Here is a 23492-nt window from a genome sequence, read left to right on the forward strand (position 1 = left end):
ACGGGGGTGCTCCCCCGGGCGGCGGAGCCTCACGCGGTGCCCCCGGTGCCCTCGGTCGCGTACGGCTTCACAGTCGCTTGACCCCCTTGATACGGCCCGCGCGGGCCGCGCGGCTGCGGGCTGCTTTGACGCGCAGTCCGCCGCGCTGGTTGCCGATGCGGAGCCCGGTGCCGGAGGAGAGCCAGCCCGCGGCCACATCGCTGCTGCCGCCGGAGGCCTCGGAGACCGGGTCGTTCTCGGTACGTCTGGCCAGCGCCATGATCAGCGGCACGGTGAAGGGCGCCAGCAGCAGATCGTAGACGGCGGCGGTGAACAGCAGGCTGCCGAGGCCCACATGGCGGGCGGCGGTGTCGCCGACGAGCGCACCGACGCCCGCGTAGAGCAGCGTCGTGCCGAGCGCGGCGGCGACGACCACGGCCATCGGGGCGAGCGCCGACTTGAGCTGCCCGTTCTCCGGGCGGACCAGCCCGGCGAGGTAGCCGATGACGCAGAGCACCAGGGCGTAGCGCCCGACGGCGTGGTCGGCGGGCGGGGCCAGGTCGGCGAGGAGTCCCGCACCGAAGCCGATGAGCGCCCCGCTGACGTGCCCGTAGACGAACGCCAGGCCGAGGACGGTGAGGAGCAGCAGGTCCGGGACGGCGCCGGGGAGCTGGAGGCGGGCGAGGACGGAGACCTGGATGACCAGGGCGACGACGACCAGGACGGTGGAGAGCAGAGTCCGGTTGAGGGGCATGGGCAGCTCTATTCCTCGTTGTCCGCGGTGCCGGGCGGGGCGTCGCCGGCCTGGTTCTGGCCCGCCTGGTCTCCGGCGGCGTCACCGCCCTGCTGCTCGTCGGTGTTGCCGACGACCTTGCCGGAACCGTCGACGAGGTCGCCGTTGGGCTGGACGGTGACGGTGACCGTGGGGGTCGGCTTCGGCTTCGCCTTGGCGGGCTGCTTGGGGAGCACCATGTCGCGGGGGTCCTGGCGCGGGGCCTGGACGACGACGCCGACGATGTCGAGCTTGGTGAAGCCCACGTACGGCTTGACGTAGACGGTCCGGGTCAGGGCACCGCCGGAGGGGTCCACCCGGACGACCTCGCCGACCGGGACGCCGGGCACGAAGGGCTTGTCCTTGCTGGAGCCGAAGGTGACGAGCCGGTCGCCCGCCTTCACCTTCGCCTTGCCGTTGAGGAACTGGACCGACAGCGGGCGCGAGCCCTGGCCGGTGGCGAAGCCCAGCTCGTCGGTCTTCTCCATCCGGGTGCCGACGGTGAAGTCGGGGTCGTTGGCGAGCAGGACCGTCGCGGTGCCGGGGCCGACGGTGGTGACCCGGCCGACCAGCCCTTCGCCGTTGAGGACGGTCATGTCGCGGCGGATGCCGTCGTCGGATCCGGCGTCGATGGTGATCGTCCAGGAGAAGCCCTGGGCCGCTCCTATGGCGATGACCTCGGCGCCCTTGATCCCGTACTGTCCGGCGCCCGCGTTCTTCAGCATGGCGTCGAGCTGGCGGACCCGGCTGTTGGTGCGGTCGTCGCTGCCGAGCTTGGCCTTCAGGGCGGCGTTCTCCTGCTCCAGGGTGGAGATCCGGTCGTGCCGGTTGCCGGAGTCCCGGACGGCCCCTATGGCGTTGCCCACCGGGTCGACCGCCGTCGCCACGCCGTTCTCGATCGGCCCGAAGACGGTGGCGGCGGCCTGCCGCGCGCCGTCGACCGGTGACTCCTCGCCGCCTCGGATATCGACCGTGATCAGGGCGAATGCGATGGCGATGAGCAGCACCAGGAGCAGCCGGCTCTCTCGTGTGTCCCTCACGTGCGGCGGCCGTGCCTTCCTCGTCGGAATGTTCGTGCCTGGATGTACGCCGCCGCGCGTGGCTCCGCGTCGGCACCCGTACGGCAACGATCTATATCAACGATCCGGTGCGCGGAGCGGCAGCGCCCGCACACCGGATCGGGTGGTGTCCGCCGCTAGCGGCGGGGCTGGGCGTCCAGCACCTGCTGGAGCGCCTCGAACTCCTCGACGCACTTGCCGGAGCCGAGCGCCACCGAGTCCAGCGGGTCCTCGGCGATGTGGATCGGCATGCCCGTCTCGCGGCGCAGCCGCTCGTCCAGGCCGCGGAGCATCGCGCCGCCGCCGGTGAGGACGATGCCGCGGTCCATGATGTCGCCGGACAACTCGGGCGGGCACTTGTCGAGCGTCGTCTTCACGGCGTCGACGATCGCGTTGACCGGCTCCTCGATGGCCTTGCGGACCTCGGCGGCCGAGATGACGACCGTCTTGGGCAGCCCGGAGACCAGGTCGCGGCCGCGGATCTCGGTGTGCTCGTCCTTGTCCATGTCGTACGCCGAACCGATGGTGATCTTGATCTGTTCGGCGGTCCGCTCACCGAGGAGGAGGGAGTACTCCTTCTTGATGTGCTGGATGATCGCGTTGTCCAGTTCGTCACCGGCGGTGCGGATCGACTGGGCGGTGACGATGCCGCCGAGCGAGATCACGGCGACCTCGGTGGTGCCGCCACCGATGTCGACGACCATGTTGCCGGTGGCCTCGTGCACCGGGAGCCCGGAGCCGATCGCCGCCGCCATGGGCTCCTCGATGATGTGCACCTGGCGCGCGCCGGCCTGCGTGGACGCCTCGATGACGGCGCGGCGCTCGACCCCGGTGATGCCCGAGGGCACGCAGACGACGACCCGGGGGCGGGCCAGGTAGCGGCGCTTGTGGATCTTGAGAATGAAGTAGCGGAGCATCCGCTCGGTGATCTCGAAGTCGGCGATCACGCCGTCCTTCAGCGGCCGTACGGCAACGATGTTGCCCGGTGTACGGCCGATCATTTTCTTGGCCTCGGAGCCGACCGCCAGAATTCCGCCGGTGTTGGTGTTGATGGCCACGACGGACGGCTCGTTCAGGACGATGCCGCGCCCCCTGACGTACACCAGCGTGTTGGCAGTCCCGAGGTCGATAGCCATGTCACGGCCGATGAACGACATTGAGTTCCCCTTGTTCCCCATGAGGATGCGTCGGGCCTTCCCAGGAAGCGAAGATGGCTTGTTCTGGTCGGCGAGGTTGGCGCTGTGGGCGTGGAAGCTTCCATCGTAGTGCCGCATGCACGGACACAGCGCGAGGGTCCTTCGCCGGTGTGGGCGGAACGGGTGCCCGTCCTACCCATGGTGACGTTACGTCGGAGGGATGCGTTCCCGCGACACCGAACCCTATGCCGAAGGGCGACCGAATTACTTCGGTCGCCCCGGGCGGACAGCGCTGTTTGGCCGATCGGGTCAGGAAAGTCCGGGAAAGAAAAGCTTCAGTTCTCGCTCTGCGGACTGCTCGGAGTCCGAGGCGTGGATGAGGTTCTCCCGGGTGATCGTGCCGAAGTCGCCACGGATGGACCCGGGCGCGGCGGCGATCGGGTCGGTGGGTCCGGCCAGGGCCCGGATGCCCTCGATGACCCGCTCACCTTCGGCCACCAGGGCGACGACCGGGCCGGAGGCCATGAACTCCATGAGCGGCTCGTAGAACGGGCGGCCCTTGTGCTCGCCGTAGTGCTGCTCCAGCGTCTCCTGGTCCAGGGTGCGCAGCTCCAGCGCGGTGATCCGCCAGCCGGCCTTGCGCTCGATGCGGCCGACGATCTCGCCGATCAGGCCACGGCGGACGGCGTCGGGCTTGAGCAGGACGAGGGTGCGCTGGGTCATGTGCGGCTCCTTGCAATGCCAGGCGTTACGGGTGCGGTGAGGGCGAGATTACAGGGGCGCGGGGGCCCCTTCGCGCACCGGGTTCACCGAGGGTCACCTTCTGGCCTGAGCGCGGCCGGGACCGGGTGGCCGGGCGGGCGTGTCGGGCCGCCGGACGGGTGAGCGCGGGCCCCTGTTCCGCGCCCCCGGGCCACGCTCGCCCGCCCCTGTCCGCGCTTCCGGGCCGCCTCCTCAGGCAGCCGCTCCGCCCGCCTCCTGCTGGGCGGCCCAGCGGGCCTTCGCCTCGTCGATCTTGCGGCCGTAGTGGATTGAGGCCCACCACAGCCCGCCGAAGGCCAGCCCCAGGATGAACATCATCGGGACCACGAAACCGCTGAGGACCAGCGCGACCTGGAGGGCCCAGCCCAGCTGGACCCCGCCGGGCCGGGTGATCATCCCGCACAGCAGCACGGACAGCGCCATCCCGACGCCACAGACCGTCCAGACCGCGGCCATCGAGACGTCGTCCAGCTTCATCGCGACGAGACCGGCGAAGCCGATCACGAAGAACTCACCGATCAGCGTCGAGGCGCAGAGCGTCCGCATCCCCCTCAGCCCCTTCCCAGCAGCAGCCGGGCCTCGCCGACCGTGATCACCGAACCGGTCACCAGCACCCCGGCGCCCGCGTACTCGTCGTCCTCCTCGGCCAGCGTGATCGCCGCCTCCAGGGCGTCGTCCAGGCGCGGCTCGACCTGGACCCGGTCGTCGCCGAACACCTCCACGGCGATCGCGGCCAGCTCGTCCGCGTCCATCGCGCGCGGGCTGGAGTTCTGTGTGACGACGATCTCGGCGAAGATCGGCTCGAAGGCCTCCAGGAGACCGCGGACGTCCTTGTCGCCGCTGGTGCCGACCACGCCGATCAGCCGGGAGAAGCTGAACGCCTCGGAGATGCCGTCGGCCGCGGCCTTGGCCCCGGCCGGGTTGTGCGCGGCGTCCAGGACGACGGTCGGGCTGGAGCGCACGACCTCCAGGCGGCCGGGCGAGAGCACCGAGGCGAACGCCTTGCGGATGGCGTCGATGTCCAGGGTGCGGGCCTGCTCGGCGCCGATGCCGAAGAACGCCTCGACGGCGGCGAGCGCGACGGCCGCGTTGTGCGCCTGGTGGGCCCCGTACAGCGGGAGGAAGATGTCGGTGTACTCGGTGGTCGCACCGCCCAGGCCCCGCAGGGTGATGAGCTGGCCGCCGACCGCGATCTCACGGGAGACGACGCCGAACTCCATGCCCTCGCGGGCCACGGTGGCGTCCACCTCGACGGCCTTCTTCAGCATCACCTGCGCGGCGTCCACCGGCTGCTGCGCCAGGACGACCGTGGCGCCCTCCTTGACGATCCCGGCCTTCTCCCCCGCGATCTCGGCGGGTGTCGTGCCGAGCCGGTCGGTGTGGTCCAGCGAAATCGGGGTGACGACGGCGACGGTGGAGTCGATGACGTTGGTGGCGTCCCAGGTGCCGCCCATGCCGACCTCGACGACGGCGACATCGACGGGGGCGTCGGCGAAGGCCGCATACGCCATGCCGGTGAGGACCTCGAAGAAGGAGAGCCGGTAGGGCTGCTGGGCGTCGGTCATCTCGACGTACGGCTTGATGTCCTCGTACGTCTCGATGAACCGCTCGGCCTCGATCGGGGAGCCGTCCAGGCTGATCCGCTCGGTGATCGACTGGACGTGCGGGGAGGTGTACCGGCCGGTGCGCAGCTCGAAGGCGTTGAGCAGGGCCTCGATCATGCGGGCGGTGCTGGTCTTGCCGTTGGTCCCGGTGATGTGGATCGAGGGGTAGGCGCGCTGCGGCTCGCCGAGGACGTCCATCAGGGCGGCGATGCGCGTGACGGAGGGCTCCAGCTTGGTCTCGCCCCAGCGCCCGGCGAGCTCCTGCTCCACCGCGCGCAGCGCCCTGTCGGTCTCGGGGTCGGCGGGGCGGGCCGGGACCGCTTCGCCCTGCGGCTGGCCGGAGTGGGCGCGCAGCGTGCGGCTCCCGGCCTCGATCACCGCCAGGTCGGGGTCGCGCTGGGTCTCCTCGTCGACGATCTCCTCGAAGGCGTCGTCGGGATCGGGCTCGTCGTGCCGGTCTGAAGGGCGGGGCTCACTCACGGGGCCAGTCTACGGATGGCCGCCGACAACGCGCGCGGCACCCGGGGCTGTCGCCCGGGGGTACGGCGACTCCCCCGCTCCCCCGGGGCGGCCGGGGGTACGGGGGCTGCGCGGTCGGCCGGTCAGCTCTGCGGGAGCGCCGCCAGCTGGGCGGAGATCCGCTCGATGTCGGCCTCGGCCTTGGCGAGCCGCCCGCGGATCTTGTCGACCACCTGGTCCGGGGCCTTGGCCAGGAAGGCTTCGTTGCCGAGCTTGCCCGTGGCCTGGGCGTGCTCCTTGCGCGCCGCCTCCAGGTCCTTGCCGAGGCGCTTGCGTTCGGCCGCCACGTCGATGGTGCCGGACAGGTCCAGGGCGACGGTGGCCCCGGCGACCGGCAGGGACGCGGTGGCCTGGAAACCGTCCTCGGCGGGCTGGAGCCGCAGCAGCTGGCGGATGGCCGCCTCGTGCGGGGCGAGCGCGGTGCCGGTCAGGGTCAGCCGGGCCGGGACCTTCTGGCCGGGCTGGAGGCCCTGGTCGTTGCGGAACCGGCGGACCTCGGTGACGACCTGCTGGACCAGCTCGATCTCCTTCTCGGCCGCGTCGTCGCGGAAGCCGGAGTCGCCGGGCCACTCGGCGATGACGATCGACTCGCGCCCGGTGAGCGCGGTCCACAGCGCCTCCGTGACGAACGGGACGATCGGGTGCAGCAGCCGCAGCATCACGTCCAGGACCTCGCCGAGGACCCGGCCCGAGACCTCCGCCGGGCGGCCGCCCGCGAAGAACGTGGTCTTGGACAGCTCGACGTACCAGTCGAAGACCTCGTCCCAGGCGAAGTGGCGCAGCGCCTCGCTGATCCTCGCGAACTGGAAGTCGTCGTAGAACGCGTCGACGTCCGCGACCGTCTTGTTGAGCCGGGACAGGATCCAGCGGTCGGTGACCGACATCTCCTCGACCGGGGGCAGCTCGCCCTCGATCGTCGCGCCGTTCATCAGGGCGAAGCGGGTGGCGTTCCAGATCTTGTTGGAGAACTTGGCCGAGCCCTGGACCCACTCCTCGCCGATCGGCACGTCGGTGCCGGGGTTGGCGCCGCGCGCGAGGGTGAAGCGCAGGGCGTCGGAGCCGTACTTGTCCATCCAGTCCAGCGGGTTGACGACGTTACCGAAGGACTTCGACATCTTCTTGCCGTGCTCGTCGCGGACCATGCCGTGCAGGACGATGGTCCCGAACGGCGGGACGCCGTCGTTGACGTACAGGCCGAACATCATCATCCGGGCGACCCAGAAGAAGAGGATGTCGTAGCCGGTGACCAGGACGGAGTTCGGGTAGAACTTCGCGAGGCTGTCGGTCTGTTCGGGCCAGCCGAGCGTGGAGAAGGGCCACAGGCCCGAGGAGAACCAGGTGTCCAGGACATCGCTGTCCTGGGTCCAGCCCTCGCCCGTGGGCGCCTCGTCGTCGGGTCCGACGCAGACCGTCTCGCCGTTCGGGCCGTACCAGACGGGGATGCGGTGACCCCACCAGAGCTGGCGCGAGATCGTCCAGTCGTGGAGGTTGTCGACCCAGTCGAAGTAGCGCTTCTCCATCTCCTGCGGGTGGATCTTGACGCTGCCGTCGCGGACCGCGTCACCGGCGGCCTGGGCGAGCGGGGCGACCTTGACCCACCACTGGAGGGACAGGCGCGGCTCGATGGTGGTCTTGCAGCGCGAGCAGTGCCCGACGGAGTGGACGTAGGGGCGCTTCTCGGCGACGATCCGGCCCTCGGCGCGCAGGGCCGCGACGATGGCGGAGCGGGCCTCCAGCCGGTCCAGGCCCTGGAAGGGGCCGGGGACGGTGATGACCGCGCGCTCGTCCAGGACCGTGAGGAACGGCAGGTCGTGGCGCTTGCCGATCTCGAAGTCGTTCGGATCGTGCGCGGGCGTCACCTTGACCGCGCCGGTGCCGAACTCCGGGTCGACGTGGTGGTCGGCGACGACGGGGATGGTGCGGTCGGTCAGCGGCAGCTTGATCCGCCTGCCGACCAGGTGGCGGTAGCGCTCATCGTCGGGGTGGACGGCGACGGCGGTGTCACCGAGCATCGTCTCGGCGCGGGTGGTGGCGACGACGATGGTCTCCTCCCCCTCCCCGTACGTCATGGAGACGAGCTCGCCGTCGTCCTCCTGGTACTCGACCTCGATGTCGGAGATCGCGGTGAGACAGCGCGGGCACCAGTTGATGATGCGCTCGGCGCGGTAGATCAGCCCGTCGTCGTACATCTGCTTGAAGACGGTCTGGACGGCCCGGGACAAACCCTCGTCCATGGTGAAGCGCTCACGGGACCAGGCGACGCCCTCGCCGAGGCGGCGCATCTGGCCGGAGATCTGGCCGCCGGACTCGTTCTTCCACTGCCAGACGCGCTCGACGAACGCCTCGCGGCCCAGGTCGTGGCGGGACTTGCCCTCCTTGCCCAGCTCGCGCTCGACGACGTTCTGGGTGGCGATGCCCGCGTGGTCCATGCCCGGCTGGTACAGCGCCTCGAAGCCCTGCATCCGCTTCCGGCGGACGAGGGCGTCGATCAGGGTGTGCTCGAAGGCGTGGCCCAGGTGGAGGGAGCCGGTGACGTTCGGCGGCGGGATGACGATGCTGTAGGGCGGCTTGTCGCTGTGCTCGTCGGCCTCGAAGTAACCGCGCTCCACCCAGCGCTCGTACAGCTTCCCCTCTACGTCGGCCGGCGCGTACGTGGTCGGCAGTTCGGGAGTGCTGATGCTGGGCTGCGTCGAGTTCTCGGTCACGCGGATAGTTTAGGGCCGTCACAGTCGTGCATTGAAACGGGTTGTTTGCGTAACGGTGTCGGGCCCGCTTCCCCATGTCAGGGCGGCTTCCGTCAGGATGTTCGCAACGTATAAGGATTGTGGAGGGGACACCGCGATGAGCTACAACCAGCCGGGGCCATACGGCGGCCAGCAGCCGCAGGGCCAGCCGGGCCCGTACGGACAGCAGCCCGGCCCCTACGGTGCTCCGCCTCCGCCGCAGGGCCAGCCCGGCTACGGTTACCCGCAGCAGGCCCCCCAGGGTGTGCCGCCGCAGCAGAACCCGTACGGCGGCCAGCAGCCCCCGCAGGGCTACGGCTACCCGCAGGCCCAGCAGCCGGGCCCCTACGGTCAGCAGCCGCCGCAGCCTCCGTACGGCGGCCAGCCGGTCTACGGCCAGCAGCCGCCGCAGCCGAAGAAGAAGACCGGGCTGATCATCGGGGTCGCCGTGGTGGCGCTGGCGGTCATCGCGGGCGGGGTGTACTTCCTGACCTCCGGCAGCGGCGGCAGCAGCGATGTGGCGGACTCCACCAAGGGGTACAAGCTGACGCCCGCGGAGTCGGTGGACGACTACCGGCAGGACTCCACGTCGAAGCCGCCGTCCGGGCCGATGACGGGCAAGGACAAGGCCGACGCCGAGGCCATGGGGGTCACATCGCCCAACGAGGCCGCCGCCCAGTACATGTCCGGCACCAAGGCCAACCCGCTGGCGCAGAAGATGCTGCTGCTCCAGGGCATCTGGGGCGAGGTGTCGGACCCGGCGGAGACGCTCGACAAGGCCTTCAGCGAGGCCGAGAAGAACATGGCGAAGGACTCCGACGGTGAGAAGGTCTCCCTGATCGGCGAGCCCAAGGACGTGAAGCCGGCCGGGTTCGAGGGCGCGTTGATGCGGTGCCAGGACATGAAGTCGATCAACGGCACCGCGGCGAAGGGCCCGAAGGAGTTCACCACCCCGGTCTGCATCTGGGCCGACTACAGCACGGTCGGCATCGTTGTCGGCATCGACATCGGCTCGGCCCTGACGGGGAAGTCGATGGCGCAGGACGACGTGGCGGCCATCGCCGCGAAGCTCTACAACACCTCCCGCACCAAGATCTGACCCGGCGTCCGGTCCACCCGACGCCGAAGGGGCGTTCACCGGCCGCCCGGTGAACGCCCCTTCGGCGTGTGCGTGACTCCCCTGCGGCTACGCCGACTTCTCGTGGCGGCCGTCGTTCTTCCCGATCGTGCGCGGCTCGCGCGGGACCAGGGTGGGGTTGACGTTGTCGCGGACCACGTCCGGGGTGATGACCACGCGGGCGACGTCCTTGCGGGACGGGACCTCGTACATCACGGACTGGAGGACTTCCTCCATGATCGCCCGCAGGCCGCGGGCGCCGGTCTGGCGCAGGATCGCCTGGTCGGCGATGGCCTCCAGCGCCTCGCGCTCGAACTCCAGCTCCACGCCGTCGAGTTCGAAGAGGCGCTGGTACTGCTTGACCAAGGCGTTGCGCGGCTCGATGAGGATCTGGAGCAGGGCCTCGCGGTCGAGGTTGTGGACCGAGGTGAGGACCGGGAGACGGCCGATGAACTCGGGGATCATCCCGAACTTCACCAGGTCCTCCGGCATGACCTCCTGGAACTGGTCGCTCGCCTGGATCTCCCGCTTGGAGCGGATCGTGGCGCCGAAACCGATGCCCTTGGCCCCGGCCCGGGACTCGATGATCTTCTCCAGTCCGGAGAACGCGCCGCCCACGATGAACAGCACGTTCGTCGTGTCGATCTGGATGAACTCCTGGTGGGGGTGCTTGCGTCCGCCCTGCGGCGGGACGGAGGCGGTGGTGCCCTCCAGGATCTTCAGCAGGGCCTGCTGCACGCCCTCGCCGGAGACATCGCGGGTGATCGAGGGGTTCTCGCTCTTGCGGGCGACCTTGTCGATCTCGTCGATGTAGATGATCCCGGTCTCGGCCTTCTTGACGTCGTAGTCGGCCGCCTGGATCAGCTTGAGCAGGATGTTCTCGACGTCCTCGCCGACGTAGCCGGCCTCCGTCAGCGCGGTGGCGTCCGCGATGGCGAAGGGGACGTTGAGCATGCGGGCCAGCGTCTGCGCGAGCAGCGTCTTGCCGGAGCCCGTGGGGCCCAGCAGGAGGATGTTCGACTTGGCCAGCTCGATCGCGTCCTCACGACCGGCGCCGCCGCCGTTCTCCCCGGCCTGGACCCGCTTGTAGTGGTTGTACACCGCGACGGAGAGGGCCTTCTTCGCGGGCTCCTGCCCGACGACGTACCCCTCCAGGAACTCGTAGATCTCGCGAGGCTTGGGAAGCTCCTCCCAGCGGACCTCGCTCGTCTCGGCGAGCTCCTCCTCGATGATCTCGTTGCAGAGATCGATGCACTCGTCGCAGATGTACACACCGGGTCCCGCGATGAGCTTCTTCACCTGCTTCTGGCTCTTTCCGCAGAACGAGCACTTGAGCAGGTCGCCGCCATCACCGATGCGTGCCACGAGGTGCTTCCCCTTCGCCTGGGAGACGCCTGGTTCAGCGGCTCCTGGTGCCTCTATCCGACGGTACCTTGCCTGGGCCCCCGTTCGGGCCCCCCTTGGCACGGTTCACACGGCCGTGGCCGTGGATACGGAATGTGCCAAGGGGAAAGACCGACGTCAGAGCGATGCGCCCGCGGTGGTCTTGCGGGTGGAAACGATCTGGTCGACCAGACCGTAGGCCAGGGCGCCCTCGGCCGTCAGGATCTTGTCGCGCTCGATGTCCTCGCTGATCTTCTCCAGCGGGGTGGTCGAGTGGCGGGCCAGCAGCTCCTCCAGCTGCTTGCGCATACGGAGAATCTCGTTGGCCGCGATCTCCAGGTCGGAGAGCTGCTCGCGGCCGGTCTGCGAGGACGGCTGGTGGATGAGGATGCGGGCGTGCGGGAGCGCCATGCGCTTGCCCGGGGTGCCGGCGGCCAGCAGGATCGCGGCGGCCGAGGCGGCCTGGCCCATGCAGACCGTCTGGATGTCCGGCTTCACGAACTGCATCGTGTCGTAGATCGCGGTGAGCGCGGTGAACGAGCCGCCGGGGCTGTTGATGTAGATCGAGATGTCGCGGTCCGGGTCCATCGACTCCAGGCACAGCAGCTGCGCCATGACGTCGTTGGCGGAGGCGTCGTCGATCTGGACGCCCAGGAAGATCACGCGCTCCTCGAAGAGCTTCGCGTACGGGTCGTACTCGCGCACCCCCTGCGAGGTGCGCTCCACGAAGCGCGGGACGACGTAGCGGTTGTCCACCTGCGGGCCGGTGTAGAGGCCGCTCGCGGAGGCGGCGGGGAAGTTGTTCATGTGGGTGTTCACCATCCTGGTGGCGTTCGGTGGGCTGGAGGTCTCGGCGTACGGCTCGGCGTACGGGAGAGGGGCGGTAAGGGGTGCCGCCGGTCCGGTGGGGACCGGGTCAGGCACCGGTGCCGCCGCCGCCCGGGATGCCCGACGCGACCGTGATGATCTCGTCGATGAGGCCGTAGTCCTTGGCCTCCTCCGCCGTGTACCAGCGGTCGCGGTCACCGTCGCGGATGATCGTCTCGACGGACTGGCCGGAGTGGCGGGAGGTGATCTCCGCCATCCGCGTCTTGGTGCGGAGCAGGTACTCGGCCTGGATCTTGATGTCCGAGGCCGTACCGCCGATACCGGCCGAACCCTGGTGCATGAGGATGTCGGTGTTCGGGAGCGCGAAGCGCTTGCCCGCGGCGCCGCCGGTGAGCAGGAACTGGCCCATGGAGGCGGCCATGCCCATGCCGATGGTCACGACGTCGTTCGGGATGTACTGCATGGTGTCGTAGAGCGCCATGCCGGCCGTCACCGAACCGCCGGGGCTGTTGATGTAGAGGTAGATGTCCTTGTCCGGGTCGGCGGCAAGGAGGAGGAGCTGCGCGGTGATCCTGTTGGCGATGTCATCGTCGACCTGCTGGCCGAGGAAGATGATGCGCTCGCCGAGCAGCCGGCTGTAGACCTGGTCACCGAGGCCTCCACCGAGGGACGGCTCTCCGGCGGCGTAGGGCATCAGATTCGTCACGTATCCACCTGCTCGTCTCTGACGGCTCCGGCCGTCTCAGCGTCTTCGTACCGGGCGGGATGAGTCGCTTCCCCACCCTTCCTTCATGGACCCTAACGCGCAGGTCGGACAACGCCATCCCGCTTCCGCGACTGTTCGCTGGGAGCGCAAGGTCCCCACGGGGAACCGGGGTTCCGGCCGCACAGCGATACGAGGGAGGGACGGGGATACGACACCGGGCCCCGGACGCGTGGTGCGTCCGGGGCCCGGCCGGTCGGCGCGGGGCCGCCGTGGCTGGCGGGAGGCTCAGGCCTCCTTCTTCTCCTCGGCCTTCTCCTCCGCCGTGTCCGCGGCGGCGTCGGTGGTCTCCGCGGAGTCGGTGGCGTCGGCGGTGTCCGCGGCGTCCTCTTCGTCCTCCAGGTCCACGACCTCGCCGTTGGTGTCGACCACCTTGGCGGCCTCGACGACGACGGCGAGCGCCTTGCCGCGGGCGACCTCGCCGACGAGCATCGGCACCTGGCCGCCCTCGACGACCGCCTGGGCGAACTGGTCGGGGCTCATGCCGGAGGAGGCCGCACGGCGCATGAGGTGCTCGGTCAGCTCCTCCTGGTTGACGTTCAGCTTCTCCTTGTTGACGAGCTCGTCAAGGATGAACTGGGTCTTGATGCCCTTGATGGCCTGCTCGGAGGTCTCGTTCTCGAACTCCTCCAGGGTCTTGCCCTGGATCTCCAGGTACTTCTCCAGGTCGAGACCCATCTGACCGAGCTGGTGGTGCTCCAGGTTGTGCTTGCGGGTCTGGACCTCGTCCGCGAGCAGCTTCTCCGGGATCGGGACCTCGGCGAGCTTCAGCAGCTCCTCCAGGACGCGCTCCTGGGCCTGGGTGGCCTGGTCGTACTGCTTGGTGGTCTCCAGGCGCTTGCGGCTGTCGGCCCGCAGCTCCTCCAGCGTGTCGAACTCGCTGGCCATCTGGGCGAAGTCGTCGTCCAGCTCGGGCAGCTCGCGGGCGGCGACGGCGGTGACCTTGACGGTGACCTCCGCGTCCTTGCCCTCGGCGGAGCCACCCTTCAGCTGCGAGGTGAAGGTGGCCTCGCCACCGGCCTCCAGGCCGGTCACGGCCTCGTCGATGCCGTCCAGGAGCTCCCCGGAACCGATGGTGTACGAGACACCGTCGGCGACACCGTCCTCCAGGACCTCGCCGTCGACCTTGGCCGCCAGGTCGATCGTGACGACGTCGCCGTCGGCGGCGGCGCGCTCGACCGGGTTGGTGGAGGCGAAGCGGTCGCGGAGCTGCTCCACGGCCTTGTCGACCTCCTCGTCGGTGACCTCGAGGGCGTCGACGGTGACCTCGATGCCGGAGTAGTCCGGGATCTCGATCTCGGGGCGTACGTCGACCTCGGCGGTGAAGGCCAGCAGTTCGCCGTCCTTCAGCTCGGTGATGTCGACCTCGGGCTGGCCGAGGACGTTCAGCTCACCCTCGTTGACCGCCTCGGTGTAGAACTTCGGAAGCGCGTCGTTGACGGCCTCCTCCAGCACAGCGCCACGGCCGAACCGCTGGTCGATGACCCGGGCGGGGATCTTGCCCTTACGGAAGCCCTTCACCGTGACCTGCTGGTTGATCTTCTTGTACGCCGCGTCGAGGCTGTCCTTGAGCTCCTCGAAGGGCACCTCGATGCTGAGCCGAACCCGGGTCGGGTTCAGGGTCTCCACGGCGCTCTTCACGGTTCGGTCTCCTTGGTGGCTGACTTCTTGGGGTTCTGCTGGGCCACCGAGTGGCGGCTTCGCGGACCGAGCCCGGTACATCAGACACACGGGCACGCATTTTGCATAGTAACGGCAAGGTGGAGGACTCCCACAATGCGATCTTGCAGGTGGTCGGGGTGGCCGGATTCGAACCGACGACCTTCCGCTCCCAAAGCGGACGCGCTACCAAGCTGCGCCACACCCCGTCGGTGCGACACGTAGGGTACATGCACAGGAGCGGCATCCGTCCCGCTGTGCGCGGCGACCGGGAGCGGCACGGTCCGGCGGCCGCCGTCCCGGGTGTGCGGGCACCGTCGCCGACCCGCTACGATGCTCCTCGTACCGCGGTCCACCGGACCTGCGGTGCGGTGCTTGCGGGCGTAGCTCAATGGTAGAGCCCTAGTCTTCCAAACTAGCTACGCGGGTTCGATTCCCGTCGCCCGCTCCACACGGCCGAGGGCCGGGCCGGAGAGGATTCTCCGGCCCGGCCCTCGCGCGTGGAGGGGCCCCCGCCCCCTCAGAAGCTGATCTGGTTGATGGTGTCGGCTATCGAGTTCATGAACCTGTTGATCGACGGCGCCATGCCGGTCGACGCCAGGAAGAAGCCGAAGAGGACGGCGATGATCGCGGGCCCGGGTTTGATCGAGCCGCTCCGGATCATCACCACCAGGATGACGGCGAACAGCAGCACCATCGACAGTGAAATAGCCACGTCTGAATCACTCCCTCGGTCGGTCCGCCTTGCCGGCCCGGAAGCGTGCACCAGAGCGCGCCCCGTCGCTTCCATCGTGCCACCAACTCCCCCATGGGTGCTGCCGGGTGACGGAACGAACTGACCGGATCCCGCCATCCTTCCACCGTGCGGCGACCGGCGGGTCCCGGGGCGGCCGCTCCACGCCCCAGCTGTGGAACGATTGTGCGACCCCTGTGAATGCGTACGCCTGATATTCCGGCCGTCGGCGTGACGGTGCGCCATCGGCGATCTTTTCTGTATCCCCACACGCCGTTCACGGCCCGGGACGGCGTGCGGACACGACGCAATTCACTTCATCAACTCCCCGCCGATATGCCCCCTTTAATCGGGATCAAGAGGGTCATAGCGGGCGGTGTTCGACAGTTTCACCTGCGAATAGCGGGGAACACGCGATATCCACTCGCGGTTTTACGCGGGGCGATCGACCGGTCTAAGGTTTCTGAAATGTTCCAAGCTCCGCGCGTATTTCAGAGGGCCCCGCTCCCCCCGGCGACCCGGGAGCCGGAGCCCGGACACGGGCAGACCCTCACCGCCACCGCGCCGCCGTCCGCCCCGGCCGCCACCGGCGCCGCCGCTCCGGCGCCCGCGGCGGCGAAGAAGCGCGATCCCTACTTCGACAACGTGAAGTATCTGGCCATCGTCCTCGTGGCGGTGGCCCACGCCTGGGAACCCGTGATGGACGGCAGCCGGGCGACCCGGGCGCTGTACATGATCGTGTACGCGTTCCACATGCCGGCCTTCATCCTCATCTCCGGTTACTTCTCCCGCTCGTTCGACATGACGCCGAACAAGGTGAAACGGTTGATCGCCTCGGTGGTCGTGCCGTACGTCATCTTCGAGACGGCCTATTCGCTCTTCAAGCGCTACGCGGACGACTCGCCCGACATGGCGATCAGCCTGATCGACCCCTTCTATCTGACCTGGTTCCTGATCGCCCTGTTCATCTGGCGGGTGACCACGCCGATCTGGCGGAGCCTGCGCCATCCGCTGCCGGTGGCCCTCGCCATCGCCGTGCTCGCCTCGGTCTCCCCCGAGATCGGCGACGACCTCGACCTCCAGCGGGTGTTGCAGTTCCTGCCGTTCTTCGTCCTCGGGCTACTGGTGAAGCCGGAGCACTTCCAGCTCGTCCGGCGGCGCGAGGTGCGGCTGCTGTCCGTGCCGCTGGTGGCGGGCGCGCTGCTGTTCGCCTACTGGATCGCGCCGCACATGCAGCTCGGGTGGCTCTACCGCGCCAACAGCGCCCAGGAGATGGGCGCCCCGTGGTGGTCCGGCGCGGTGATGACGCTGGCCATGTTCGGCTGCGGTCTGGTGCTGACGGTCGCCTTCCTGGCCTGGGTGCCCCGCCGCGACCTCTGGTTCACCGCGCTGGGCGCCGGGACGATCTGCGGCTATCTGCTGCACGGGTTCGTGATCAAGGGCGCCGAGTACGCGGGCCTGTTCGACCGCTACAGCTGGCTCTCCAGCCCGGTCGGACTGGTGGTCGTCTCGGTCACCGCGGCCGCGGCCGTGACGGCGATGTGCACGCCGCTGGTGGCCCGGGTGCTGAAGTTCGCCACCGATCCGGACCTGGGGTGGGCGTTCCGGAAGAACCCCGCCGCGAAACACTGACCCACGGCTCCCCCCCCTGATCCACTCGTCGGCTCCGGCCGCGGGTGGATCAGTGCGTTCCGTGGTTGGCCGAATTCTTTCGGTCTCCGGGTGAGGCGGTACCGGTCAGCCCCAACAGGCCCCGCACCTGCGCATACTTGGCCGCCAGTCGGGTACGGGTGGCCGCGTCCAGCTCCGCGAGGCGTGCGGGGTCCGCGTTGTGGGCGAGGTCCGCCTCCTTGATCAGCAGCGCCCCCGGGGTGCCGAGAATCCGGGCGGCGTACGAGGACAGCTCCTCGCCCGGCCGCTTGGTCAGCGCCAGGACCATGTCCTTCACCTCCGGGGGCAGCGCCGCGTCCGTCAGCCACTCCGGGGACAGGGCGTCGTCCTCGATGGCGTCGTGCAGCCAGGCGGCGGCGATCTGCGCGTCGCTGCCACCCCGCACCCGTACACCCTCGGCCACCGCCGCCAGGTGCTCCGCGTACGGGCGGCCCGCCTTGTCGGTCTGCGTCGCGTGGGCCTCGCGGGCGATGGCCTCCACCTCGGCGAGGGTCAGATCGGGCTCCGTCATGAGCCGACTCTACGGGCCGTGACGGCCCCGCCGCCCGGTCCGGGGACCGTTACGGACGGGTGATTCAGCCGGACAACTCGGCCGGTACGTGCGGCGGTTGACCGGCCGGCGCGATGCGGTCGAGCGGACAAACAGTGGCAATACGACCTTCGCATAGTTGCAAGCTCAATCCTTCGGTAAACTAATTACTGATGAATCATTGACATCCCCTTGACGATCTCTTGACCTAGCCCCGAAGGAACAGGCTCATCGGACACGCAGACACCCTCCTCGCCATGGGCGGCGCCTTTCTGGCCGCTGCCGTCCTCGCCCGCCTCGGCGGCCGTATCGGGCTGCCGACGATCCCCCTGTTCATCCTGGCCGGGATCCTGCTCGGCCCGCACACCCCCGGGTACACACTCCTGTCCGACCCGCACGACCTGGAGATGCTCTCCGCGCTGGGACTCGTCCTCCTGCTCTTCTACCTGGGGCTCGAATTCCACATGGACGACCTCAGGACGGGCGGCCGGAAGATGGCCGTCGCGGGCGGGACGTATCTCGCGCTGAACGTGGGCGCCGGTCTCGCCTTCGGTTTCGCGCTGGGCTGGGGCACCTCCGAGGCCCTGGTCCTCGCCGGTGTCCTCGGGATCTCCTCGTCGGCGATCGTCACCAAGATCCTGGTCGACCTGGGGCGCATCGGGAATCCGGAGACCCGGCCGATCCTCGGCATCATCGTCGTGGAGGACATCTTCCTCGCGCTCTACCTGGCGGCGCTCCAGCCGATCCTGTCCGGTGCGGACAGCCTCTCGGCCGCGCTGGCCGACGGCGGCAAGGCCTTCGGCTTCCTGTTGCTGCTCGCCCTCGCCGCCCGGTTCGGGACCAGGGTCATCGGCAAGCTCATGAACACCCGGGACGACGAGCTGCTCGTCATCTCCTTCCTCGGGGTCGCGGTCTTCGTCGCTGGGGTCTCCGAGATGTTCGGCGTCGCCGACGCGATCGGCGCGTTCATGGTGGGTCTGATGCTCGGCTCCACCACGTCCGGCGAGCGCATCCGCACCCTGGTCCACCCGCTGCGGGACGCGTTCGGGGCGATCTTCTTCTTCGCCTTCGGTCTCTCCATCGACCCGGGTCATCTGCCGAGCGTGCTGTGGCCGGTGCTGGCCGCCGTGGTGCTCACGCTCGCGATGAACATCGCGGCCGGTCTCGCCGCGGCCCGGCTGTACTCCTTCGGCCCCCGGGCCACGGCGAACATCGCCACCACCCTGGTGGCCCGGGGCGAGTTCGCGCTGATCCTCGCCACCATGGCGGCGGCCGCCGGACTGGACGACCGCCTCTCGCCGTTCATCGCCGGTTACGTCCTCCTGCTCGCCGTCCTGGCGCCGCTGGCCGCGGGCCGCTCGGGGTGGCTGGCCCGCGTCCTGCCGGGCGGCCGCGGCAAGCAGGACGACAGCCAGGACCGGGAGCAGATACCCGTGTCCGTCTGACCCGCTCCCCGCGCCGACGGCGGAGGTGCCCCTCCCTCCAGGGGACGGGCGCCTCCGCCGTCGGCGTACGTCAGGGGCGGCGCTCCGCGTACGTCGGGGCCGACGCTCGGCGTACGTCAGGGGCGGCGCGAGATCAGGAGCAGCGCGCGGTCGTCGTTGACGTCCTTGGCGCAGGCCTCGATCAGGTGCCAGGCGGCTCCCTCGAAGCCGGTCGGCACATAGCGTTCGGCTTCGCCCGTGAGGCGGTCGATCCCCTCGGAGATGTCCCGGTCGGCGGCCTCCACCAGGCCGTCGGTGAAGAGCATCAGCACGTCCCCCGGCGCGAGCGAGCCCTTCACCGCGTCGAACTCGGCCCCGTCGTAGACCCCGAGCAGCGGGCCCTCGCCCGACTTCTCCTCCCACTGGCCGCTGCCCGCGTGGAGTTGGAGGGCGGGCGGGTGACCGGCCGAGAAGATCTCGTAGTCCCCGGAGTCCAGGTCCAGCACCAGGTGGATCGAGGTGGCGAAACCCTCGTCCCAGTCCTGGCGCAGCAGATAGCCGTTGGCGGCGGGCAGGAAGCCGTGCGGGGGCAGCGAGCCGAGCAGCCCGCCGAAGGCGCCGGACAGCAGCAGGGCCCGGGAACCCGCGTCCATGCCCTTGCCGGAGACGTCGGTGAGGACGGCCTCCAGGGTGCGGCCGCCATGGGTGCGGGCCGCGACGACGAAGTCCCCCGAGAACGACTGGCCGCCCGCCGGGCGCAGCGACATCTCGCGGTGCCAGCCCTGGGGCAGCCGGGGCAGCGAACTCTGCACCCGGATGCGTTCGCGCAGGTCGAAGAGCATCGTGCCGCCGCGCCGCCAGGGCACCCCGACCCGGGCCCGGAACTGGGCGAGGACCAGGCCGAAGAAGCCGCAGGCGGCGACCACCAGGACGGTGCCCGGGGTGACCCGGGCCGGACCGTCCAGATACGGGCCCAGCTTGAGCGCCTCCACGATCAGGGCGACGGCGGCCGTCGCGTACAGGCCGAGCAGGCTGGCCGGGCGCAGGACCAGCCCGCCCGCCACGATGGGCAGGGCGAGCGCGGCCGGGTCGATCCAGAGCGGGCTGACGACGGTGGCGAAGGTGATGGCCGGGATCGTGGCGAGCAGACCGGCCAGGGCCACCGAGTCGGAGCCGTCGCCGCGGAAGTAGTCGACCCCGGATCTGCGCACCCCGACGCGAGCCCGGTGCCACGCTCTGCTCCACCGGGCCCGGATGTCGTCTGTTCCTCCGCTACGGGCCACTGCCGGGACCCTATCCACCCGGACGCCTCCGGTGCAGGGGGACCCCGGTGACAATGCGCTCGAAGCAGGCCCGGTCCGCCGTCGTGGGTGCCCGGGTTCCCGGACGCCCGCCGCCCGCTGTCAGCCTTTTCGGCCGCTCACCCGGGCCGGGGGCTGGCAGCCGGGGCACCAGAAGAGATTGCGCGCCGCCAGGTCCGCGGTGCGCACCGTCGTCCCGCAGATGTGGCACGGCAGGTTCGCGCGGCGGTAGACGTAGACCTCGCCGCCGTGGTCGTCCTTGCGGGGCGGGCGGCCCATCGCCTCGGGGAGGTGCTCGGGGCGGACGGTGTCGATCCGGTTGTTCCGTACGCCCTCGCGCATCAGCTCCACCAGGTCCGTCCAGATCGCGTCCCACTCGGCGCGGGTGAGGTCGCGGCCCGTGCGGTAGGGGTCGATGCCGTGGCGGAACAGGACCTCGGCGCGGTAGACGTTGCCGACGCCCGCGACGACCTTCTGGTCCATCAGGAGCGCGGCGACGGTGATCCGGCTGCGGGAGATCCGCTGCCAGGCCCGCTCCCCGTCCTCGTCGCCGCGCAGCGGGTCGGGGCCCAGGCGTTCGTGTATCGCGCGCTTCTCGGGCTCGGTGATCAGGGCGCACGTGGTGGGGCCGCGCAGGTCCGCGTAGTGGCCGGAGTTGACCAGGCGGAGGCGGACCGTGTCGGTGGGCGGCGGGGCCGGGGCGGTGCCGAAGCCCAGCTTGCCGAACAGGCCGAGGTGGATGTGGACCCAGCCGGTGGGGCCGAAGCCGAGGAAGAGGTGCTTGCCGTGGGCATCGGTGGTGGTGAGGGGGTGCCCGTCGAGCAGCGCCGCGCTGTCGGAGAACTTCCCCTGCGGGCTGCTCACCCGGACCGGGCCGCCCGTGAACCGCTCGGCGTGGTCCTGGGCGAGGCGGTGGATGGTGTGTCCCTCGGGCACGGCGGGCTGCTCCCTGCGCGGATACGGGTGGTTGTGGCGGGCGGCGGTACGGGGGCGGGGCGGGCGGCGACATGACCGTGCCGCCGGGGCGGGACCCGGCGGCACGGGAGGCGGTCCGAGGCGGCGTCAGCCCTGGTGCGGGTGGTGCGCCGGGATCGGGGGCAGCTCGCCGGTGGTCTCGTACGCCGAGAGCATCTCGATGCGGCGCGTGTGGCGCTCCTCGTTCGAGTACGGCGTGGAGAGGAAGATCTCGACGAACTTCGTGGACTCCTCGACCGTGTGCATCCGGCCGCCGATCGCCACCACGTTGGCGTCGTTGTGCTCGCGGCCCAGCGCGGCGGTCTGTTCGCTCCAGGCCAGTGCGGCGCGGACGCCCTTGACCTTGTTGGCGGCGATCTGCTCGCCGTTGCCGGAGCCGCCGATCACGATGCCGAGGCTGTCCGGGTCGGCGGCCGTCTTCTCGGCGGCGCGCAGGCAGAACGGCGGGTAGTCGTCCTGGGCGTCGTAGATGTGGGGTCCGCAGTCGACGGCCTCGTGCCCGTGGGCACCGAGCCACTCGACGAGGTGGTTCTTGAGTTCGTAACCGGCATGGTCGGATCCGAGGTACACGCGCATGGTGCGAAGTGTGGCACGAACCGGGCCGGGCGGCCGTCGGCGGGGTCGGGGGCCCGACCTACCGGCCCCGGCGTGCGGGCCGCTCAGATCTCTGTGGTCGAGATCACGTGAGCAATGTTCCGGTAAATCATCCGAGGGAGGGGGTTCCCGACCTCCTCGCATCCCGGCTTGAATGCGTGGCCTTGTCCACGCACACCCCAGCGGGACAGGGCAACCCTCGTGCACGAAGAAGTAAGGACTCCCCCCATGACGTCGCAGACGCTGGCGCAGCAGGGCCACGAGCCCGGCGAGCCGGACCGGCCGGACTCGTCGGACGGGCTTCAGGCAGGTCTGAAGAACCGCCACCTCTCGATGATCGCGATCGGCGGTGTGATCGGCGCGGGGCTCTTCGTGGGCTCCAGCGCGGGCATCGCGGCCGCGGGCCCGGCGATTCTGATCTCGTACGCGATGGTCGGGCTGATGGTCGTCCTGGTCATGCGGATGCTCGGCGAGATGGCCGCCGCCCGGCCCAGCTCCGGCTCCTTCTCCGCCTACGCCGACCAGGCGCTGGGCCGTTGGGCCGGTTTCTCCATCGGCTGGCTCTACTGGTTCTTCTGGGTCGTGGTGCTCGCCGTCGAGGCGACCGCCGGGGCGAAGATCCTGGAGGGCTGGGTGCCGGGGGTGCCGCAGTGGGCCTGGGCGCTGATCGTGATGGTCGTGCTGACCGCCACCAACCTGGTCTCGGTGGGCAGTTACGGTGAGTTCGAGTTCTGGTTCGCCGGGATCAAGGTCGTGGCGATCGCCGCGTTCGTGCTCGTCGGCTTCCTCGCCGTCTTCGGGCTGCTGCCCGGTTCGGACAACCCGGGGTCGGGGCTGGCCCATCTCACGGACAGCGGCGGGTTCTTCCCCGAAGGGCCGGGGGCGATCCTCACCGGTGTGCTGATGGTCGTCTTCTCGTTCATGGGCTCCGAGATCGTGACGCTGGCCGCCGGTGAGTCCTCCGACCCGCAGCGAGCGGTGTCGAAGGCCACCAACAGCGTGATCTGGCGGATCGCCGTCTTCTACCTGGGCTCGATCTTCGTCGTGCTGACGCTGCTGCCGTGGAACGACCCGTCGATCATCGAGAAGGGCAGCTATGTCGCCGCTCTCGACTCGATCGGCATCCCGCACGCCGGCAACGTGATGGACTTCATCGTGCTGACGGCCGTGCTGTCCTGTCTCAACTCCGGCCTCTACACGGCCTCCCGGATGGCGTTCTCGCTCGGCGAGCGGGGTGACGCGCCGAAGTCCTTCGCCCGGGTCAACAAGCGTGGCGTGCCGCAGGCGGCGATCCTCTCCTCGGTCGTCTTCGGCTTCGTGGCGGTGTTCTTCAACTACCAGTGGCCCGACACCGTGTTCCAGTTCCTGCTGAACTCCTCGGGCGCGGTCGCCCTGTTCGTGTGGCTGGTCATCTGCTTCACGCAGTTGCGGATGCGCGGGCTCATCCTGCGCGAGAACCCGGGCAAGCTGGTCGTCCGGATGTGGCTCTTCCCGTACCTGACCTGGGCAACGATCGCGATGATCTCCTTCGTCCTGGTCTACATGCTGACCGATGACGCCGCCCGCGAGCAGGTCGTGCTGTCGCTGCTGGTCGCCGCTCTGGTGGTGGGGATCTCGCTGGTCCGCCAGAGGCGCGCCCGCAAGGCGTCCGCCGCCAGCTGAGGCGGGTACGCGGAGGGGTCCGCAGGACGAGCGGAGAGACCCGCCGGAATGCGCGGGGGGGGGCCCCCGGCCCGGGGGGGGGCGGGGGGGCCCCCCCCGCCCCCCCGGGGGGGGGGGCCGCCCCCGCGGGGCCCCCCCCCCCCCCCCGGGGGGGGGGGGGGCCCGCGGGGGGGCCCCCCGGGGGGGGGGCCGCCCCCCACCCCCCGCCCGCCCCCCCCCCCGGGGCGGCCCCCCCCCACGCCGAGGACGCCCAGTGGCTGGTGGTCATCGAGGACCCGGCCGGACGCCTGGACCCGGCCG

Annotated in this window: 20 protein-coding genes and 2 tRNA genes; 5 read left to right on the forward strand and 17 right to left on the reverse strand. The window is 70.0% G+C overall.

The features are described 5' to 3' along the window. Window positions 1-67: 67 nt before the first annotated feature. The 7 genes from mreD to ACIRRU_RS09890 all read right to left on the reverse strand — a co-directional run bounded on the left by mreD (window position 68) and on the right by ACIRRU_RS09890 (window position 8535). Window positions 68-733: a rod shape-determining protein MreD gene (gene mreD, locus ACIRRU_RS09860; protein ID WP_403678339.1), complete on the reverse strand. Its 666-nt coding sequence runs from the start codon at window positions 731-733 to the stop codon at window positions 68-70. A gap of 8 nt (window positions 734-741) precedes the next feature. Further along, a complete protein-coding gene (gene mreC, locus ACIRRU_RS09865; RefSeq protein ID WP_403678340.1) occupies window positions 742-1791 on the reverse strand; it encodes a rod shape-determining protein MreC in 1050 nt (349 codons plus the stop codon). 155 nt (window positions 1792-1946) lie between these two features. Beyond that, entirely contained in the window at window positions 1947-2966 is a 1020-nt protein-coding gene (locus ACIRRU_RS09870; protein ID WP_084746080.1) for a rod shape-determining protein, read from the reverse strand. Between the two features lie 288 nt (window positions 2967-3254). Beyond that, window positions 3255-3668 carry a nucleoside-diphosphate kinase gene (ndk, locus tag ACIRRU_RS09875; protein ID WP_363199523.1) on the reverse strand — a complete coding sequence of 138 codons (414 nt, stop codon included), beginning with the start codon at window positions 3666-3668 and terminating at the stop codon, window positions 3255-3257. A 231-nt stretch (window positions 3669-3899) separates the two neighbouring features. Beyond that, window positions 3900-4253 (reverse strand): DUF4233 domain-containing protein, encoded by a 354-nt coding sequence (locus ACIRRU_RS09880; RefSeq protein WP_363199524.1) that lies wholly within the window; start codon window positions 4251-4253, stop codon window positions 3900-3902. 5 nt (window positions 4254-4258) lie between these two features. Continuing rightward, window positions 4259-5791: a bifunctional folylpolyglutamate synthase/dihydrofolate synthase gene (locus tag ACIRRU_RS09885; protein WP_403678343.1), complete on the reverse strand. Its 1533-nt coding sequence runs from the start codon at window positions 5789-5791 to the stop codon at window positions 4259-4261. 122 nt (window positions 5792-5913) lie between these two features. Beyond that, entirely contained in the window at window positions 5914-8535 is a 2622-nt protein-coding gene (locus ACIRRU_RS09890; protein WP_403678344.1) for a valine--tRNA ligase, read from the reverse strand. A gap of 136 nt (window positions 8536-8671) precedes the next feature. Here ACIRRU_RS09890 and ACIRRU_RS09895 point away from each other — a divergent pair, with 136 nt between their 5' ends. Then, window positions 8672-9652: a hypothetical protein gene (locus ACIRRU_RS09895; RefSeq protein ID WP_403678346.1), complete on the forward strand. Its 981-nt coding sequence runs from the start codon at window positions 8672-8674 to the stop codon at window positions 9650-9652. 87 nt (window positions 9653-9739) lie between these two features. On the opposite strand, the gene clpX is transcribed toward ACIRRU_RS09895, so the two are convergent. The 5 genes from clpX to ACIRRU_RS09920 form a co-directional block, all read right to left on the reverse strand. Next, a complete protein-coding gene (gene clpX / locus ACIRRU_RS09900; RefSeq protein ID WP_363199528.1) occupies window positions 9740-11035 on the reverse strand; it encodes an ATP-dependent Clp protease ATP-binding subunit ClpX in 1296 nt (431 codons plus the stop codon). A 156-nt stretch (window positions 11036-11191) separates the two neighbouring features. Beyond that, on the reverse strand, window positions 11192-11875 hold the full coding sequence (locus ACIRRU_RS09905) for an ATP-dependent Clp protease proteolytic subunit (RefSeq protein ID WP_403678348.1): 684 nt from the start codon (window positions 11873-11875) through the stop codon (window positions 11192-11194). Between the two features lie 94 nt (window positions 11876-11969). After that, window positions 11970-12575 (reverse strand): ATP-dependent Clp protease proteolytic subunit, encoded by a 606-nt coding sequence (locus tag ACIRRU_RS09910; protein ID WP_363199834.1) that lies wholly within the window; start codon window positions 12573-12575, stop codon window positions 11970-11972. Window positions 12576-12872: 297 nt separating this feature from the next. Next, entirely contained in the window at window positions 12873-14285 is a 1413-nt protein-coding gene (gene tig / locus ACIRRU_RS09915) for a trigger factor (protein ID WP_403678350.1), read from the reverse strand. A gap of 150 nt (window positions 14286-14435) precedes the next feature. After that, window positions 14436-14512: transfer RNA gene (locus ACIRRU_RS09920), tRNA-Pro, on the reverse strand. A gap of 168 nt (window positions 14513-14680) precedes the next feature. Between ACIRRU_RS09920 and ACIRRU_RS09925 the strand changes: the two genes are divergently transcribed. Next, window positions 14681-14754, forward strand: a tRNA-Gly gene (locus ACIRRU_RS09925). A 69-nt stretch (window positions 14755-14823) separates the two neighbouring features. On the opposite strand, the gene ACIRRU_RS09930 is transcribed toward ACIRRU_RS09925, so the two are convergent. After that, window positions 14824-15018 carry a hypothetical protein gene (locus tag ACIRRU_RS09930; RefSeq protein WP_363199859.1) on the reverse strand — a complete coding sequence of 65 codons (195 nt, stop codon included), beginning with the start codon at window positions 15016-15018 and terminating at the stop codon, window positions 14824-14826. A 486-nt stretch (window positions 15019-15504) separates the two neighbouring features. Here ACIRRU_RS09930 and ACIRRU_RS09935 point away from each other — a divergent pair, with 486 nt between their 5' ends. Then, window positions 15505-16668, forward strand: a complete 1164-nt coding sequence (locus tag ACIRRU_RS09935) for an acyltransferase family protein (protein ID WP_403678352.1) — start codon at window positions 15505-15507, stop codon at window positions 16666-16668. A 49-nt stretch (window positions 16669-16717) separates the two neighbouring features. Here the strand turns inward: ACIRRU_RS09935 and ACIRRU_RS09940 are convergent, their stop codons facing one another. Then, entirely contained in the window at window positions 16718-17218 is a 501-nt protein-coding gene (locus ACIRRU_RS09940) for an HD domain-containing protein (protein ID WP_403678353.1), read from the reverse strand. Window positions 17219-17493: 275 nt separating this feature from the next. On the opposite strand from ACIRRU_RS09940, the gene ACIRRU_RS09945 reads away from it, so the two are divergent. Then, a complete protein-coding gene (locus ACIRRU_RS09945; protein ID WP_403678355.1) occupies window positions 17494-18681 on the forward strand; it encodes a cation:proton antiporter in 1188 nt (395 codons plus the stop codon). A 116-nt stretch (window positions 18682-18797) separates the two neighbouring features. Here the strand turns inward: ACIRRU_RS09945 and ACIRRU_RS09950 are convergent, their stop codons facing one another. From ACIRRU_RS09950 to ACIRRU_RS09960, 3 genes are all read right to left on the reverse strand, one after another. Next, complete coding sequence (locus tag ACIRRU_RS09950; protein ID WP_363199534.1) at window positions 18798-19943, reverse strand: PP2C family protein-serine/threonine phosphatase; 1146 nt, start codon at window positions 19941-19943, stop codon at window positions 18798-18800. A 120-nt stretch (window positions 19944-20063) separates the two neighbouring features. Further along, the gene (locus tag ACIRRU_RS09955; RefSeq protein ID WP_403678356.1) at window positions 20064-20897 is read right to left on the reverse strand and encodes an Fpg/Nei family DNA glycosylase; all 834 of its coding nucleotides are present in this window, start codon (window positions 20895-20897) and stop codon (window positions 20064-20066) included. 126 nt (window positions 20898-21023) lie between these two features. Beyond that, entirely contained in the window at window positions 21024-21512 is a 489-nt protein-coding gene (locus tag ACIRRU_RS09960) for a ribose-5-phosphate isomerase (protein ID WP_403678358.1), read from the reverse strand. 246 nt (window positions 21513-21758) lie between these two features. On the opposite strand from ACIRRU_RS09960, the gene ACIRRU_RS09965 reads away from it, so the two are divergent. Beyond that, window positions 21759-23192, forward strand: coding sequence for an amino acid permease (locus ACIRRU_RS09965; protein WP_403678360.1), 1434 nt, complete (start codon window positions 21759-21761; stop codon window positions 23190-23192). Window positions 23193-23492: the final 300 nt, after the last annotated feature.

This window comes from Streptomyces sp. NPDC101181 (genome assembly GCF_044767975.1).
Classification (GTDB): Bacteria; Actinomycetota; Actinomycetes; order Streptomycetales; family Streptomycetaceae; genus Streptomyces.

What these genes read in the sequence shown, in the direction of transcription:
- ACIRRU_RS09960 (WP_403678358.1), bottom strand. Translation starts at nt 21,512, where the DNA reads ATGCGCGTGTACCTCGGATCCGACCATGCCGGTTACGAACTCAAGAAC.
- ACIRRU_RS09880 (WP_363199524.1), bottom strand. Translation starts at nt 4,253, where the DNA reads ATGCGGACGCTCTGCGCCTCGACGCTGATCGGTGAGTTCTTCGTGATC.
- ACIRRU_RS09945 (WP_403678355.1), top strand. Translation starts at nt 17,494, where the DNA reads ATGGGCGGCGCCTTTCTGGCCGCTGCCGTCCTCGCCCGCCTCGGCGGC.
- ACIRRU_RS09940 (WP_403678353.1), bottom strand. Translation starts at nt 17,218, where the DNA reads ATGACGGAGCCCGATCTGACCCTCGCCGAGGTGGAGGCCATCGCCCGC.
- ACIRRU_RS09905 (WP_403678348.1), bottom strand. Translation starts at nt 11,875, where the DNA reads ATGGTGAACACCCACATGAACAACTTCCCCGCCGCCTCCGCGAGCGGC.
- ACIRRU_RS09895 (WP_403678346.1), top strand. Translation starts at nt 8,672, where the DNA reads ATGAGCTACAACCAGCCGGGGCCATACGGCGGCCAGCAGCCGCAGGGC.
- ACIRRU_RS09910 (WP_363199834.1), bottom strand. Translation starts at nt 12,575, where the DNA reads ATGCCCTACGCCGCCGGAGAGCCGTCCCTCGGTGGAGGCCTCGGTGAC.
- ACIRRU_RS09870 (WP_084746080.1), bottom strand. Translation starts at nt 2,966, where the DNA reads ATGTCGTTCATCGGCCGTGACATGGCTATCGACCTCGGGACTGCCAAC.
- ndk (WP_363199523.1), bottom strand. Translation starts at nt 3,668, where the DNA reads ATGACCCAGCGCACCCTCGTCCTGCTCAAGCCCGACGCCGTCCGCCGT.
- ACIRRU_RS09965 (WP_403678360.1), top strand. Translation starts at nt 21,759, where the DNA reads ATGACGTCGCAGACGCTGGCGCAGCAGGGCCACGAGCCCGGCGAGCCG.
- ACIRRU_RS09935 (WP_403678352.1), top strand. Translation starts at nt 15,505, where the DNA reads ATGTTCCAAGCTCCGCGCGTATTTCAGAGGGCCCCGCTCCCCCCGGCG.
- mreD (WP_403678339.1), bottom strand. Translation starts at nt 733, where the DNA reads ATGCCCCTCAACCGGACTCTGCTCTCCACCGTCCTGGTCGTCGTCGCC.